The 14832-nt window shown below is 69.7% G+C and carries 13 protein-coding genes and 1 pseudogene; 7 read left to right on the top strand and 7 right to left on the bottom strand.

Features of this window, described 5'->3' with window-relative positions:
* Window positions 1-158: 158 nt before the first annotated feature.
* Together AB4079_RS00165 and AB4079_RS00160 are read left to right on the top strand one after the other, a co-directional pair.
* On the top strand, window positions 159-2162 hold the full coding sequence (locus AB4079_RS00165) for a S53 family peptidase (protein ID WP_441785250.1): 2004 nt from the start codon (window positions 159-161) through the stop codon (window positions 2160-2162).
* Window positions 2163-2239: 77 nt separating this feature from the next.
* Window positions 2240-2776 (top strand): GNAT family N-acetyltransferase, encoded by a 537-nt coding sequence (locus AB4079_RS00160; RefSeq protein ID WP_441785249.1) that lies wholly within the window; start codon window positions 2240-2242, stop codon window positions 2774-2776.
* A 12-nt stretch (window positions 2777-2788) separates the two neighbouring features.
* Here AB4079_RS00160 and AB4079_RS00155 read toward each other — a convergent pair whose 3' ends face one another.
* A complete protein-coding gene (locus AB4079_RS00155) occupies window positions 2789-3757 on the bottom strand; it encodes an NADP-dependent oxidoreductase (protein WP_441785248.1) in 969 nt (322 codons plus the stop codon).
* Between the two features lie 204 nt (window positions 3758-3961).
* Here AB4079_RS00155 and AB4079_RS00150 point away from each other — a divergent pair.
* Window positions 3962-4519: pseudogene (locus tag AB4079_RS00150) on the top strand (DUF998 domain-containing protein); the annotation flags it as partial.
* Window positions 4520-4569: 50 nt separating this feature from the next.
* Here the strand turns inward: AB4079_RS00150 and AB4079_RS00145 are convergent.
* The 5 genes from AB4079_RS00145 to AB4079_RS00125 form a co-directional block, all read right to left on the bottom strand.
* Complete coding sequence (locus AB4079_RS00145) at window positions 4570-5403, bottom strand: YqaJ viral recombinase family protein (RefSeq protein WP_441785247.1); 834 nt, start codon at window positions 5401-5403, stop codon at window positions 4570-4572.
* Window positions 5400-6443 (bottom strand): Gfo/Idh/MocA family protein, encoded by a 1044-nt coding sequence (locus AB4079_RS00140; protein ID WP_441785246.1) that lies wholly within the window; start codon window positions 6441-6443, stop codon window positions 5400-5402. The genes AB4079_RS00145 and AB4079_RS00140 overlap by 4 nt, the downstream gene beginning before the upstream one ends.
* 44 nt (window positions 6444-6487) lie before the next feature.
* Window positions 6488-7222: a ThuA domain-containing protein gene (locus tag AB4079_RS00135; RefSeq protein ID WP_441785245.1), complete on the bottom strand. Its 735-nt coding sequence runs from the start codon at window positions 7220-7222 to the stop codon at window positions 6488-6490.
* Complete coding sequence (locus AB4079_RS00130) at window positions 7219-8364, bottom strand: Gfo/Idh/MocA family protein (protein WP_441785244.1); 1146 nt, start codon at window positions 8362-8364, stop codon at window positions 7219-7221. The genes AB4079_RS00135 and AB4079_RS00130 overlap by 4 nt, the downstream gene beginning before the upstream one ends.
* 74 nt (window positions 8365-8438) lie before the next feature.
* The gene (locus AB4079_RS00125; RefSeq protein WP_441785243.1) at window positions 8439-9629 is read right to left on the bottom strand and encodes an ROK family transcriptional regulator; all 1191 of its coding nucleotides are present in this window, start codon (window positions 9627-9629) and stop codon (window positions 8439-8441) included.
* Window positions 9630-9795: 166 nt separating this feature from the next.
* Between AB4079_RS00125 and AB4079_RS00120 the strand changes: the two genes are divergently transcribed.
* Genes AB4079_RS00120 through AB4079_RS00105 form a run of 4 tightly spaced genes read left to right on the top strand, consistent with a single transcriptional unit; the run spans window position 9796 to window position 13805 of the window.
* On the top strand, window positions 9796-10518 hold the full coding sequence (locus tag AB4079_RS00120; protein WP_441785891.1) for a sugar phosphate isomerase/epimerase family protein: 723 nt from the start codon (window positions 9796-9798) through the stop codon (window positions 10516-10518).
* A complete protein-coding gene (locus AB4079_RS00115; protein ID WP_441785242.1) occupies window positions 10515-11612 on the top strand; it encodes a Gfo/Idh/MocA family protein in 1098 nt (365 codons plus the stop codon). The genes AB4079_RS00120 and AB4079_RS00115 overlap by 4 nt, the downstream gene beginning before the upstream one ends.
* 10 nt (window positions 11613-11622) lie before the next feature.
* Window positions 11623-12777, top strand: coding sequence for a Gfo/Idh/MocA family protein (locus tag AB4079_RS00110; RefSeq protein ID WP_441785241.1), 1155 nt, complete (start codon window positions 11623-11625; stop codon window positions 12775-12777).
* On the top strand, window positions 12774-13805 hold the full coding sequence (locus AB4079_RS00105) for a sugar phosphate isomerase/epimerase family protein (RefSeq protein ID WP_441785240.1): 1032 nt from the start codon (window positions 12774-12776) through the stop codon (window positions 13803-13805). Before AB4079_RS00110 ends, AB4079_RS00105 begins: the two co-directional genes overlap by 4 nt.
* 3 nt (window positions 13806-13808) lie before the next feature.
* On the opposite strand, the gene AB4079_RS00100 is transcribed toward AB4079_RS00105, so the two are convergent.
* The gene (locus tag AB4079_RS00100) at window positions 13809-14810 is read right to left on the bottom strand and encodes a nitrilase family protein (protein WP_441785239.1); all 1002 of its coding nucleotides are present in this window, start codon (window positions 14808-14810) and stop codon (window positions 13809-13811) included.
* Between the last annotated feature and the right edge of the window lie 22 nt (window positions 14811-14832).

Raw genomic sequence — 14832 nt, 5'->3', positions numbered from 1 at the left:
GGGGCTTGCGCAGTGAGAAATCTTCATCCGAGCAACGAACGCAACAGCGGTGTCTACCCCCTCTTGTGGTGGTAGAACGCCCTGGTCTAGGGTCGCTCCTGTCGCGCAAAGCGCGGCGGCTCAGGGTTGAGCCCGTCCGATTCGAAGGATGACACTTCATGGCATTTCGCACCACTCGAACCTTCCACAAGAGGGCTCTCGGGATCATCGCCACCACCTCCGCCGTGGTGGCTTTGTCATTGGCGGGAGCGTCCGCTGCCGGCGCCGCGGACCGCGTGACCTACGCCGGCTCCGTCCCCGCCTGGGCCACCGCCGCCAACGACGCAGGCGCCGCCCCGGCCACCGCCACCGTGCAGGGTGAGATCTACCTGCCCCTCCGCGACCAGAAGGGCGCTGAAGCCCTCGCCAAGGCCGTCTCCGATCCGTTCGACCACAGCTACCGCAAGGCCCTGTCGCCGCAGCAGTGGATCAACCGCTTCTCGCCGACGAAGGCCGACTTCCAATCGGTCGTCAACTTCATCACGGCTGCGGGACTGACCATCCAGGGCGTCCCGGACAGCCGCCAGTACGTCGTCTTCCGCGGAACGCCGGACCAGCTCGGTTCCGTCTTCGGCACCTCGCTGCACAGCTTCACGCACGGCGACCGCACGCTCATCGCCCCGGCCTCCGCACCGTCGGTCCCCGCCTCCATCGCCGCGAATGTCTCGGCCATCAGCGTGGAGCAGTCGCGGACGACGACGCGTCCGGACTCGATCAAGCAGGGCGACCTCGGCCCGACCGGTGACCCGCAGACGTCGCGGAAGATGGCGGCTGCAGCGCCGGTCATCGACGCTCCGTGCTCGCACTACATCGGCGAGAACACCGTCACGGTGCCGCCCGCGTACAACGGTCAGACGCAGTACAGCACCAACAACTGCGGCTACACCCCGCAGCAGCTGCGCAGCGCTTATGGCCTGAACGACCTCGCCGCGAAGGGTGTCAACGGAACCGGCCAGACCGTCGCGATCATCGACGCGTACGCCAGCCCGAGCATCCTGAAGGACGTCAACTCGTACTCGCAGCAGAACGGCGAGCCGGGCCTCACCAACTCCAGCTACCAGCAGCTGGTGCCGAAGCCGGGCGAGTTCACCGACCAGGACCTCTGCCAGCAGCCGAGTGGATGGCAGGGCGAGCAGACGCTCGACGTCGAGTCGGTCCACGGCATCGCTCCGGGGGCGCGCATCCTCTACGTCGGTGGGACGGACTGCTCCGGCGGCCTGGACATCGCGATGTCGAAGATCCTCGACAACAAGCTCGCCAACATCGTCAGCAACAGCTACGGCAACGTGGGCGAGGCTGTTCCCGCCGACGTGATCCAGGGTGAGGTGAACCTGCAGCTCCAGGCCGCGGGCGAGGGCATCGGCCTGTACTTCTCGAGCGGCGACAACGGCGACGAGGCAGCCCCCACGCAGCTGGGCTACGCTTCGCCTGACTTCCCGGCGTCCTCCCCCTGGGTGACCTCGGTCGGCGGCACTAGCACCGCAATCGACAAGAACGGCAAGATCGCGTGGGAGACCGGTTGGGGCGACCAGTTCGACCAGATCCTCAAGAACGGCAACGGCACCCTGAGCTACATGCTGCCGCTGCCGGGTACCCGGTTCGTCGGCGGGGCGGGTGGCGGCGTCAGCGCTGTCTTCGCCCAGCCGGACTACCAGCGGGGCATCGTTCCGGCGGCGCTCGCCCAGGGCAAGCGCGTCTCGCCTGACGTCGCCGCGCTGGCCGACCCGTACACCGGCTTCCAGATCGGGATCCGGCCCATCGTCGACGACAGCACGCTGGCCACCGGTGACTATATCAACGAGACCTACGGCGGTACGTCGCTGGCCTCGCCGATCGTCGCCGCGCAGATCGCGATCGTGCAGCAGGCCACACACTCGACGATCGGGTTCGCCAACCCGACGCTCTACGGCGTGAAGCGCATCCTGCCGAACGCGTTCCGCGACGTTCAGCCGCAGAACCCGCCGCAGGCGTTGGTCTACACGAGCAAGATCAGCGGCAACAGCTACCTCGTGACGATGGATCAGGACACCTCGCTGAAGACCGCGAAGGGCTACGACGATGTCACCGGCCTCGGCGGCGTCTCCTTCGACGTGCTCGGCTGGGTCGCCCAGGGCCGGCACTAGCCGCACCAGAACACGGACCGGCCGTCTTCCTGCGGGGAGGCGGCCGGTCCGCTGTGCGCGGGCCCTAGGCTGGATGGATGACCGTCACCATCCGCCGGGCCGCCGCCGGCGACGCGGCCGCACTGGCCGCCGTCGCGGCCGCGACTTTCCCGCTCGCCTGCCCTCCGCACACGACCGAGGACGCGAAAGCGGCCTTCATCGCCACGGTGCTGTCGGAGCAACGGTTCGTGGAGTACCTCGCCGACGACTCGCGTCGCCTGCTGGTTGCGGAGGAGGGCGAGGGCTTCGTGATCGGCTACACCATGGTGAACCTGGGGGAGCCGGCGGATGAGGATGTACGCGGCTGCATCGGCATCCGTCCGACTGCCGAGCTGAGCAAGTGCTACGTCCTCCCGGGCCACCAGGGTGCCGGTGTGGCGGGGCGGCTGATGGAGGAGAGTCTGCGTGTCGCCACGGACGCCGGGGCGAGAGGGATGTGGCTCGGCGTCAATGAGCAGAACTCCCACGCCCAGCGCTTCTACGGCAGGCACGGGTTCGAGCGCGTCGGCGCGAAACACTTCCTGGTCGGCGACCGGTACGAGGACGACTGGGTGATGGAGCGACCGCTCGCCTAGGGGCCGACCGGGCTAGCCCTCCGCCACCTTCACCACGATCTTCCCCCGGGTGTGGCCGCCCTCGATCGCCGCATGAGCGTCGCCGATCCGCTCCAGAGGGAAGATCTCGTCGACGTGCACCCGCACATTCCCCGCTTCGAGAAGTCGGGCGATGACGGCAAGCGTGTTGCCGTCGGGCGCCACCTTGTAGTCCGTCCCGCGCAGGCCGGCGGCCGCGACGTCGTCCGCGAAGCTCGGCCAGCTGCCCGTGGGCGCATTGACGATCAAGCCGCCCGGACGAAGCACGGAGAGCGAGCGCGTTCCCGTCTCGTCGTGGACGTTGCCGATCAGGTCGATGACCACGTCGGCGCCGTGCACCACCTCCTCGAACCGTGTGGTGGTGTAGTCGATGACTTCGGCCGCCCCGAGGGAGCGCAGCCACGACGTCTTCGCGCCGGAGGCGGTCGCGATGACATGGGCGCCGAAGTACGAGGCGAACTGCACCGCGAAGTGCCCGACTCCTCCGCTGCCGGCATGGATGAGCATCCGCTGCCCCTCGTGGGCCTTGGCGACGTCGACCACCATGCCCCACGCGGTCAACGCTGCGAGCGGTGCGGCCGCCGCCTCGATGTGCGAGAGGGTCGCCGGCTTGCGTACGACGCTCAGGGCCGGCACCGAGATGTACTCGGCGTAGCTCCCGCCGTATCGCGGAACGGGCACCATCCCGAAGACCTCGTCGCCTGGCCGGAGGGGATGCGCGCTGTACGGCGACTCGACCACCACGCCGCTGAAATCGTGACCCAGCACCACGGGGAAGGAGTGGACGGCCCCGAAGACGCCCCGGCCGGCGCGGGTCTTCGCGTCGATCGGGTTGACGCTGGAGGCGACCACCTTGACCACGAACTCGGCGTTGACCCTGTCCGGGCGCGCCGTCTCACCGATGCGCAGGGCTTCGGGTCCACCCGCGGCGTCCAGAAGCGCGGCCCGCATCGTCTTCGGCATCCGTGATCCCCTCGTCGGTGGCCGTCGCGGCAGGCGCGGCCGTGCTCGGTCGGTTCCGTTAGTCAATCCTGCCCGTGAGTCCCCGGTGTTACGGTCGGGTCACCACATGTGAACAGTCTGTTTCCGATACCCCCAGGTCGTTCCCAGCGACAGGCCGGTTAGGATGCTGCGACCCGGATCGACCTCGCCCGAGGGGCCGGAGCCATGACGGGACGATCCGAGGAGCGACAGGTGCGACGACTGCTGCTGGCCACCGGTACGCTCTGTGTGCTCGGCGGTCTCGCGGTCATCTGGGCGGCCCGGCTGACCGTGCCGTACCCGGTGTACGTGAGCGAGCTCGGTGCGCTCGGCGCACCGACCGCGGGGGCATTCGCGGTCGCGCTGCTGCTGATCGCCGCCGGAGGCCTCGCCATCGCGATCGCCAGCGGTCATGTCCGCTCGTCCGCGCCGCTGCTCGGCCGCTGGGCGCCCGCGCTGACACTCGGCTTCGCGTCGATCTGCTTCGTGCTCGCCTCGCAGGTGACCTGCTCGGCGTACTGCCCCGTGCCCCTGGTGAACCCGAAGTCGACGCCGCAGGACCTCATCCATACGGTCTCGGCCGTACTCGGCTTCGCGGCGGCCTGCTTCGCGATGCTGCAGGTCGGCTTCAGCCGGGGCCTCCCGCGGGTGTCTCGACTGTCGCGGCTGAGCTGCGCAGCGGTGGCGGTCATCACGATCGTCGGCGGCCTGCTGGCCATCGTGCGCGTCGGATCGGACGTCGGCGCCTGGCTGGAACTGGTCGGAACGACCGTCGCGGTCGGTTGGATCGCCGTCTACGCGGTCGCGCTGACGCGCATCCCACCGGGGACCGCCGTCACCGTGACCGATGCGCCCGTGGATGCCGGAGCAGGCGTCGTCGTGCCGGATGCCGGCCCGGCGGCCGAGGTCGCCTGACGCAGCAGCTCGATCAGGTCGGTCGCGAGGGCGACCAGCTTGCTGATCTCCGCGTCGTCGCGGTCGACCCAGCGGCACTCCGGCTCGTCGCGCATCGGGACGAAACCGTCGTGCTGCTCCCAGACGAACAGGGTGCGCTCTGCACCGAGCACGTACTGCTGCCACCAGATCTGGCGGAGGTACTGGCGCGGGATGCTGCGGAACGGCTTGTTCGTGGTCTTGATCTCCGCCAGCTCGATCCGTCCGCCGGTCCGCAGGATGAGACCGTCCGGCGTCGCGAGGTGGCGCCGATCCCGCTCCGCGTGGAAGAGCAAATCAGAGGGCTCGATGCCATGGGTGGCGGCCACCCAGGCCGCGATTTCGGGCTCCCGCGAGCGGCCGTGCTGCGTGAACACGTTGCCGCTGAATCCCGTGCCGTGCAGCTTGTCGTAGGCCGCAGCCCGGACGGATCGGGGGGTGGACAGCTTGGCCACGTCCGTCGCCGTGATGCCGCGACTGCGGGCGCGCAGCCAGCCCGCCCGGTCGGCCGAACTGGCGACCACACGGGCCAGGTGTCCGGTCTGGCCGGGAACCGCAGGGATGACGGGCACCGGCGCTGGGCGAGCCGGGCTCAGATCCGCGAGGACACCCGGCCGGTAGAGGTCGGCCGTGCGGTACGGAGCGGAGTCGAGCACCTCTCCATTGTGCCGCGTCCGGCCGACGCTGGCCGTCACTCCACGCGCGTCGCCCCGAGTTGCCTGCGCGCCTCGTCGATCGTCGCGAGCGTGTCGACTGCCTCGGCCAGGGGATGGAGCGGCGACTCGGTCCGTCCCTCGCCGACATAGCGGGCGAGGGCTGCTGCCTCGTACGCCATGCCGTCGCGGTGCGGACGGCCGTAGGGGTCGCGCCAGTGTGCGGCGAGGGTGCCGTCGGACCGGAACACGCGCAGGCCGCTCGGGCCCCAGAACGGGCTGTCGGTCTCGATGCGGGCCGCGCTGCCGCTGATGGTGGCGAGGGACGGCGTCCCGGCCAGGAGGCTCGTGCTCAGCAACGCTTGCGCGCCGCCGGCGGAGGACAGCAGGAGCGCGGCCTGTTCGTCCACGCCGCTCGGCGCGAGCGTTCCGGCGGCGATGATGCCGGCCGGGGCGCCCAGGGCGAACGACGCCCAGGACACCGTGTAGACGCCGAGGTCGAGCAGCGCGCCTCCGGCCAGCGCCGGGTTCCAGAGCCGGCTCTCCGGCTGGTAGGGCACGTGGCCGCCGAAGTCGGCCGTGACGACACGCAGTTCGCCGAGCGCCTCCCGCTCGAGCAGCTGCCGGATGATGTCGGTCTGCGGCAGGTAGCGGGTCCACATGGCCTCCATCGCGAAGACTCCCGCCTCGCGTGCCGCCGCCACGATCCGCCGCGCCTGCTCGGCGGTCACCGCCATCGGCTTCTCGATGAGGATGTGCTTCCCGGCCGCGATCGCGAGCAGCGCGTGCTCGAGGTGCTCACTGTGCGGGGTCGCGATGTAGACGACGTCCACGTCCGGGTCGGAGACGAGTGCCTCGTAGGAGCCGTGGGAGCGCTCCACCCCGTGCGCCGCTGCGAACGCAGCGGCGCGCTCGGCCGACCTCGACCCCGCGGCGACCACCCGCTGGCCGGTGTGGCGGTGCAGGGCGTCGGTGAAGTCGGCCGCGATCCCGCCCGGGCCGAGCACGCCCCAGCGGAGCGCCGGCGCATCGGCGGGATCGGGATGGCGCGGTGCGGGCAGCGTCGCGAGGGCGTCGGTCATTGTGTCTCCTTGGGAGGCGGTGGGTCGGTGTTGCTCAGTGTTGCTCAGACGGGCTGCGGGTTGGAGACCTCAGGCTCCTGACGGACTCCTGCGACCGGCGCCGCCCAGCGGACGCCATTGGCCAGCACCTGCCGGATCTGCGGGTGGAAGTACACCGGATACTCCTGGTCGCCCGGGCTGAAGTAGAAGATCTTGCCGCGGCCGCGCGTGAACGTCACGCCGGAGCGGAACACCTCGCCACCGGTGAACGAGCTGATGAACACCAGGTCGTCCGGCGTGGGGATGTCGAAGAACTCGCCGTACATCTCCTGGGCCTCGATCACGATCGGCTGCTCCACGCCCGCGGCGATCGGGTGCGTCGGGTTGACGTTCCAGACCAGTTCGCGCTCGCCGCCCTCCGGGTTGCGCCAGCGGAGGGAGCAGGTCGTGCCCAGCATCCTGATGAAGATCTTCGAGAAGTGACCGGAGTGCAGCACGATGAGTCCCATTCCACCGAGCACGTGGTGGCGCACCCGCTCCACCACTTCGTCCGACACCCGGTCGTGGGCGATGTGCCCCCACCAGAGCAGCACGTCGGTCTCGGCGAGCGCCTGCTCGCTGAGGCCGTGCTCCGGGTCGTCGAGCGTTGCGGTGCGGACGCTGACATCGTCGCCGAGAAGGTCGCGCAGTCCCTCAGCGATGGCTCCGTGGATGCCGTGAGGGTAGATCGCGGCGATCTCGAGCTGGGTCGCCTCATGGACGCCCTCGTTCCAGACAGTGACGCGCAGGGTCATGGTCATGCTCCTTTCGTGGCGGTCGACCCGACGACGGACGCCGAATCGGTCACAGCGTCCAGACGGACCTCTGCGCCGATGCGGGCTGATTCGTAGGCCGCGTCGATGATGCGGGCCCGGTCGAGCGCGAGCGCACCGTCCCAGTTCGACCAGTCCGCGGGCTCGGCGACGTGCTCGAGGAACGTCTCGACGACCGCGAGGTGGCCCCGGCCGGGGTCGGCGGTGACCGTGATGTCCTGGCTCTGCTCGCCGTCGCCGGTGAAGATGGTCAGCTCGCCCGACGGCGCGTAGTCGACGACCCGCAGGTCCGCTCCGCCCTCTGTGCCGTACAGGGTGATGCCGAACTCGTCGCCGGCCGGCCGGTAGGCCGCCCAGCTCGTCTCGATGACGATCGAGCCGCCGCCCTCCAGGCGCAGCAGCAGGCTGGCCAGATCCTCGACCTCGTAGTCGGAGCCGACATTCTGCTTGGCCGCGGTCGCCCCACCACGACCCCGGATCCCGAGCTCTGCGTGCGTGACTGCGGAGACAGCCTCGACGCGCGGCTCACCGAAGAGGTGGAGGGCGTAGTCGAGCACGTGCACGCCGATGTCGATCAGCGGCCCGCCTCCCGCCATCTCGCGGTTGGTGAACCAGCTGCCGAGCGCGGGGATGCCCGCGCGGCGCAGCCAGATCGCCCTGGCGTGATACGGACGACCGATCTGCCCCTCGTCGATGGCCGCCTTGAGCGCCTGGATGTCGCCGCGCCGCCGGTGGTTGAACGCCACCTCCAGCACCCGGCCCGCTCGGTGCGCCGCCTCCACCATGGTCTGCGCCTCCGCGGCCGTGCGGGCGATCGGCTTCTCGCTGAGCACATGGATGCCCGCGTCCAGCGCGCCGACGGCGATCGGCGCGTGCAGGAACGTGGGAACGGCGACGCTGACCACGTCGAGGCCGCCCTCGGCGATCAGCTCCTGCCAGTCGCGGTGGAGGCGGTCGATGCCGTACTTCTCGCCGAGTTCGGCACGCGGGACGTCCTCCATTCCGGCGATGGCGACCAACTCGACACCGGGGAGGGCGTCGTACGCGGCCATGTGCTGCTGGCCGGCCCAGCCCAGGCCGATCACTCCGGCGCGCAGGGGGCGCCCGAGGGGTTCGCTGTTCGTGCTCACGGCATTCCTTTCAGGGGATTCGAATCGATTCGAGTTTATTCAGGATGTGATGGTGTTGGGACGTATCGGACGGTCTAGCGGAACAGGGAGCGCGGCGTTCCGGACTCCGGATCGAGCGCGCGGTGCACCACCATGATGGCGGCCCCGATCACGCCGCCGGTCTCACCGGAACGCGACTGGGTGATCGTCAGATGCTGCGTCGCGAGCGGCGTCGACCGCTGGTAGACGACCTCGCGCATTCCGGCGAGGAGTTGCTCGCCGACGCGGGAGAGGCTGCCGCCGACGACGATCATCGACGGGTTCAGGAGGTTGACGCAGGTGGCGACCACCGCCCCGAGGTCGCGGCCCGCCTGGCGGATGGCTCCGTGCACGTGCGGGTTGCCGCTCCGGGCCAGGGCCACCACGTCGTCGCTCGTCTCGGCCGGGAATCCGGCGGCGCTCAGCGCCCGCGCGATGGCGGGGCCGCTCACGAGGGACTCCAGGTCGGCATCCTGCTCGCCGTGACTCGGCGTGTCGGATCCGAACGGAACGCGGACGTGCCCGAGGTCGCCGGCCGAGCCGAGCGCGCCGCGCTGAAGGCGGCCACCGCTGATGATGCCGGCGCCGACGCCGGTCGCCACCTTGATGAACAGCAGATCGGTCTCGTCCGGCCACATCAACGCCTGCTCCCCGAGCGCGAGCAGATTGACGTCGTTGTCGACCAGCACGGGCACGTCGAACACGCGGCGGATGTAGGCGGGGATGTCGAAGCGGTCCCAGCCGGGCATGATCGGCGGGTTGACCGGGAGACCGGTGGAATGCTCGACCGGCCCGGGGACGCCGACGCCCACGCCGATGAGCTCCTCCGGCTGGCGCCCGGACGCGATGTAGAGCTCGCTCGCGACGTCGAGCGCCCAGTCCAGAATCAGCTCGGGGCCGTCGGCGATGCTGAGGCGCCGGGACTGGCTCGCCGTGATGTTGCCCGCCAGGTCCGCGAGGGCGACCACGCCGTGCGTGGCGCCCAGATCGATCGCAACGACCACGCGCGAGTCCGGGTTGAAGCGGATGCGTGCGGGAGGTCGCCCCCCGGAGGACACATCGTCCCCGGCGGGAGTGACGAGGCCGGCGCCCATGAGGATGTCGATACGGCTCGCGATGGTCGAGCGGGCCATGCCGGTCAGCTCGGCGAGCTGCGCGCGTGTGCGGGGGATGCCGTCGCGCAGGATCGCCAGCAGTTCCGCGGCGTCTGCGGCGACGAGCACCGAGTCTCGCACGCTGTCGGTCATGAGGGTATTGAACCACAGTGTCGTGTCCGCGTTCAAAGATATGCAGGCATCAGTCGACTTTTGTTTGACATCCGGCAGAAGCGTCTATTGAATAGAGCTACGCCACCCGGCGACCACAACCCCAATGAACTCGACGAGGAGAACAGTGTCGACGTCAAAAGTCTCCGTGCAGCTGTACACGGTCCGGGAACTCCTGACCGAAGACACGGTCGGAACCCTCAAGCGAATCGCCGACATCGGCTTCACCCAGGTCGAGCCGTTCGCCTTCCTCAGCTTCGGTGATGCGCTGCGACAGGGCCTCGCCGAGGCCGGCCTCTCGGCCCCCACCACCCATCAGGGCTTCCTCGGGGGCGACCTGGACGAAGTGTTCGGAGCCGCGAAAGAACTGGGCGTCCAGACGGTGATCGACCCGTTCGTCGCCCCTGACCGCTGGCAGACGGCGGACGATGTGGCGCAGACGGCCGAGCAGCTGAATGCGGCGGCCGAGGTCGCCGCCCGCCACGGCATCCGGGTCGGCTACCACAACCACGACCACGAGATCTCGAGCACCATCGAGGGCGTCACCGCGCTGGAGTTCCTCGCGGGCAAGCTCGCCCCGGAGGTCGTCCTCGAGGTCGACACCTACTGGGTGGCGGTCGGCGGCGCCGACCCGGTGACCTTCCTCCCGAAGCTCGGCGACCGCGTCGTCGCGCTCCACGTCAAGGACGGCCCGGGCACCCACGACAACAAGGACCAGGTCGCTGTCGGCCAGGGCTCGCTGCCGATCGAGCAGATCATCGCCGCCGCGCCGGATGCGCTGCGCGTCATCGAGCTCGACGACTCGCGCGGGGACCGCTTCCAGGCGGTCGCCGACAGCTTCGCCTTCCTCACCTCCAAGGGTCTGGCATGAGCGGCGGTCCGGTCGGCGTCGGCGTCATCGGTGCCGGAGTCATCAGCAACCAGTACCTCGAGAACCTGACGGCGTTTCCCGACCTCGACGTACGCTTCGTCGCCGACATCGACCTGGAGCGTGCGAAGGCGCAGGCCGACAAGTTCGGCGTCGCGAACTCCGGCACGGTCGAGGAGCTGCTGGCTGACGAGGGCGTCGAGATCGTCGTCAACCTCACCATCCCGAAGGTGCACGTCGAGGTGGCGCTTCAGGCGCTGGCCGCGGGCAAGAACGTCTGGAGCGAGAAGCCCTTCGCCCTCGACCGCGCCAGCGGCCGCGAGCTGCTCGAGGCGGCACAGTCCAAGGGCCTGCGCGTTGCGACCGCTCCCGACACGTTCCTCGGCTCGGGCATCCAGTCGGCTCGTCGCCTCATCGAGAACGGCGACATCGGCGCTCCGCTGACCGCGCTGACCCTCATGCAGAGCCCCGGGCCGGAGTCGTGGCACCCCAACCCGGACTTCCTGTTCCAAGAGGGTGCCGGCCCGTTGTTCGACATCGGCCCGTACTACCTGACGGCGCTGGTGCAGATCTTCGGACCGGTGGCCCGCGTCAGCGCGAGCGCTTCCAAAGCCCGGGAGAGCCGCGTCATCGGCTCCGGCCCGCGCGAGGGCGAGGAGTTCGTGGTGACCGTGCCGACGCACGTCAGCGCCCTCTACGAGTTCGAGACGGGCCAGACGGCGCAGGCCGTCTTCAGCTTCGACTCGAAGCTCAAGCGCACCCAATTCGAGGTCGCCGGAGTGGAGGGCACCCTCGAGGTGCCAGACCCCAACATGTTCGAGGGTGACCTGCAGGTCCACGGCGCCGACGGCATCGAGACCTTCCCGTCCACCGGGACCACGGACGGTCGTGGCATCGGCGTGGTGGAGCTGGCCCGTGCCATCCGTGCCGGGGTGCCCGAGCGGGCGTCCGGCGAGCAGGCGTATCACGTGCTCGACATCATGGTGTCGACCATCGAGGCCGGCGAGTCCAAGACCCCGGTCGAGGTCGAGAGCACGGTCGAGGTGGCACCGGCGCTGCCGGAGGACTGGGACCCGCGCGCGGCGACCCTGGCGTGAGGACGACGATATGACCGACGGCAACGACCCGAGCGCCGCCGCAACCAGTGGCGGCCTCACCCGCCGCGACGGCAGCGCTGCAGGAGCCCGGCTCCGCGTGGCGATCGTCGGGGGCGGCTTCATGGCAGAGGTGCACTCCCGCGCCGCGAGAGCTGCACGGGCGGAGCTGGTGGGCATCGCCTCGTCGACTCCCGAGCGCTCGGCCGCCGCGGCGGAGCACCTCGGCATCGGCCGGGCGTACGGCTCGCTCGACGAGCTTCTGGCGGACGACTCCATCGACGTCGTGCATGTCACCACCCCCAACGCGCTGCACGCGGAGCAAGCGACCGCCGTGCTCGCGGCCGGCAAAGACGTGGTGTGCGAGAAGCCGCTCGCGACCTCCGTGCCGGACGCCGAGACGCTGGTCGCCGCGGCCGAGGGCCGTACTGCGACCGTCCCGTTCGTCTACCGGTTCCATCCGCTCGTCCGCGAGGCACGTTCGCGCTTCGCCTCGGGGACGGCAGGCCGCGTCCTGAGCATCAATGCGTCCTACCTCCAGGATTGGCTGCTCGCGGCAGGCGACGACAACTGGCGGGTGGACGCGCACCAGGGCGGCCGCTCGCGAGCGTTCGCCGACATCGGGTCGCACCTCGTCGACCTCGTCGAGTTCGTCAGCGGCGACCGGGTGAGCCGGGTCTCCGCGACCAAGCGCACGGTGTTCGCCGAGCGTGCCTCGCACACCGGGATCACCACCGAGGATGCGGTCGCCGTCGTGATCGAGACGCGCTCCGGCGCGCTCGGCACCCTCCTGGTCTCGCAGGTCGCTCCTGGACGGAAGAACCGGCTCTGGCTGGAGATCGCCGGAAGCGAAGAGAGCCTCGCCTTCGACCAGGAACAGCCGGAGACGTTGTGGGTCGGCCGCCGGAAGGGCAGCCAGGTGATCCCCCGAGACGCCGACCAGCTGAGCGAAGACGCCGCGCGCCTCTGCGTCGTGCCGTCCGGGCATCCGCAGGGGTACCAGGACGCCTTCAACGCCTTCGTCGCCGACAGCTACGCGGCGGTCGCGGGTGAGAGCCCGGACGGCTTGCCCCGCTTCACCGACGGCCTGCGGGCCGTGCGGATCACAGACGCGGTGATCGACTCGGCCGAGTCGGGCACCTGGATCGAGATGGGAACGAACGAATGACTGACGCCGCCGAATCGGGTCGAACCCACCCGGTCACTCTCTTCACCGGCCAGTGGGCCGACCTCACCCTCGAGGAGGTGGCGAAGTACGCCGCCGACTGGGGCTACGACGGCCTCGAGATCGCCTGTTCGGGCGAACACCTCGACGTCTGGCGGGCAGCGGAGGACGACGCGTACCTTCAGGGTCGGCTCGACATCCTCGATAGGTACGGCCTGAAGGTCTGGGCCATCTCCAACCACCTCAAGGGCCAGGCGGTCTGCGACGACCCCATCGACTTCCGCCACCAGGCGATCGTCGGCTCGAAGGTCTGGGGCGACGGCGACCCGGAGGGTGTGCGCCAGCGCGCCGCCGAGGAGCTCAAGCTCACCGCCAAGGTCGCCCGCAAGCTCGGCGTCGACACCGTGGTGGGCTTCACCGGCTCGAGCATCTGGCCGTACGTCGCCCAGTTCCCGCCGGTCCCCGCCGAGGTGTTCGACCGCGGTTACCAGGACTTCGCCGACCGCTGGAACCCCATCCTCGACGTGTTCGACGGCGAAGGCGTCCGGTTCGCGCACGAAGTGCACCCGTCCGAGATCGCGTACGACTACTGGACCAGCGTCCGCACCCTCGACGCGATCGAACACCGCGAGGCGTTCGGGTTCAACTGGGACCCGTCGCACATGATGTGGCAGGACATCGACCCGGTCGGGTTCATCGTCGACTTCCAGGATCGCATCTACCACGTCGACTGCAAGGACACGCGTCTGCGGCCGAAGAACGGCCGCGCCGGGGTGCTCGGCTCGCACCTTCCGTGGGGCGACCCCCGCCGCGGCTGGGACTTCGTTTCCACCGGCCACGGCGACGTTCCGTGGGAGGACGCCTTCCGCGCCCTCGAATCCATCGGCTACACGGGCCCGATCTCCATCGAGTGGGAGGACGCCGGGATGGACCGTCTGCACGGCGCGAAGGAAGCCGTCGGCTACATCCGTTCACTCCTCTGGAAGCAGCCGACCGCATCCTTCGACGCGGCCTTCAGCAACCAGGACTGACCATCATTCGCCGGTGTCGACGCGGAAGTCCGTCGGCACCGGCTCGCTGGAGTGGCGCGCGGTCCGGGCGTCCCGCTCCAGACCGGAACGCTGGGTGAGGATGCCGTAGAGCTCGGGTCTGCGGCCGAGCATCCACCGCCGTCCCGTCGCCAGGGGCAGCAGTTCGAAGTCGAGGTCGGCGCTGACAACGGCCTCGTCCGCCACCGGGGTCTCCGCGACGATCCGGCCGTACGGGTCGAGGATCATCGCGTTGCCGGTGCGGATCTCATCGTCGTCGGTCCCGATGCCGTTGGCGAACAGCACGAAGATCCCGTTGTCGTGCGCCCGGGCAGGCAGCCAGCGCATGAGCCACCCCCGGCCCGACGGGCCGTTGACGGCCTCGTCGAGCGCCTGCGGGTCCTCGTGCCGGTTGTGCCACAGCTCGGCGGGGATCACGCGCATCCCGTGCGGGCTGCGGGAGTCGGTGCCGCCGGTCTGATGCGGCGCAATCAGCACCGTCGCGCCCTGAAGAGCGACAGCCCGCACGTTCTCGACCAGGTTGTTGTCCCAGCAGATGAGGATCGCCATCCGCACACCCCACGGTGTGTCGAACACGGTGAAGCGGTCGCCGCTGGCGATCGCCTCATGCTCGAACGCATGCAGCTTGCGGTGGATGTGGACGGCGCCGTCGGGCAGGCACACCGCGTACGAGTTGAACAGCCGGTCGCCGTCCACCTCGAGGAAACCGGCTCCGATACCGGCGTCCAATTCACGCGCCAGCGCCGAGAGTTCCGTCACCAGCGCACCGTCGGCCGGCTGCGCTAGCGCGAACAGCTGCTCTGTGGTCATCTTCGTGAGGTGCCAGTAGCCGAGCAGGCACATCTCCGGGAAGACGACCAACCGGCTGCCGTCCGCCACGGCAGCCGCGGCCAGCCTGCGGACAGTCTCCAGATTCTGTGCCGTGTCGCTCGGCACCGCTTCGAACTGGACGACCGACGCGCGCAGCGAGTCGGGGAGCTCTACCATGACGGTTCCTTTCCGGGGCGGC

It is taken from the genome of Leifsonia sp. 2MCAF36 (assembly GCF_052115525.1).
GTDB lineage: Bacteria > Actinomycetota > Actinomycetes > Actinomycetales > Microbacteriaceae > Leifsonia.
Note: the sequence above shows the minus strand (reverse complement) of the source record. Positions and strands in the feature narration are given on the sequence as shown.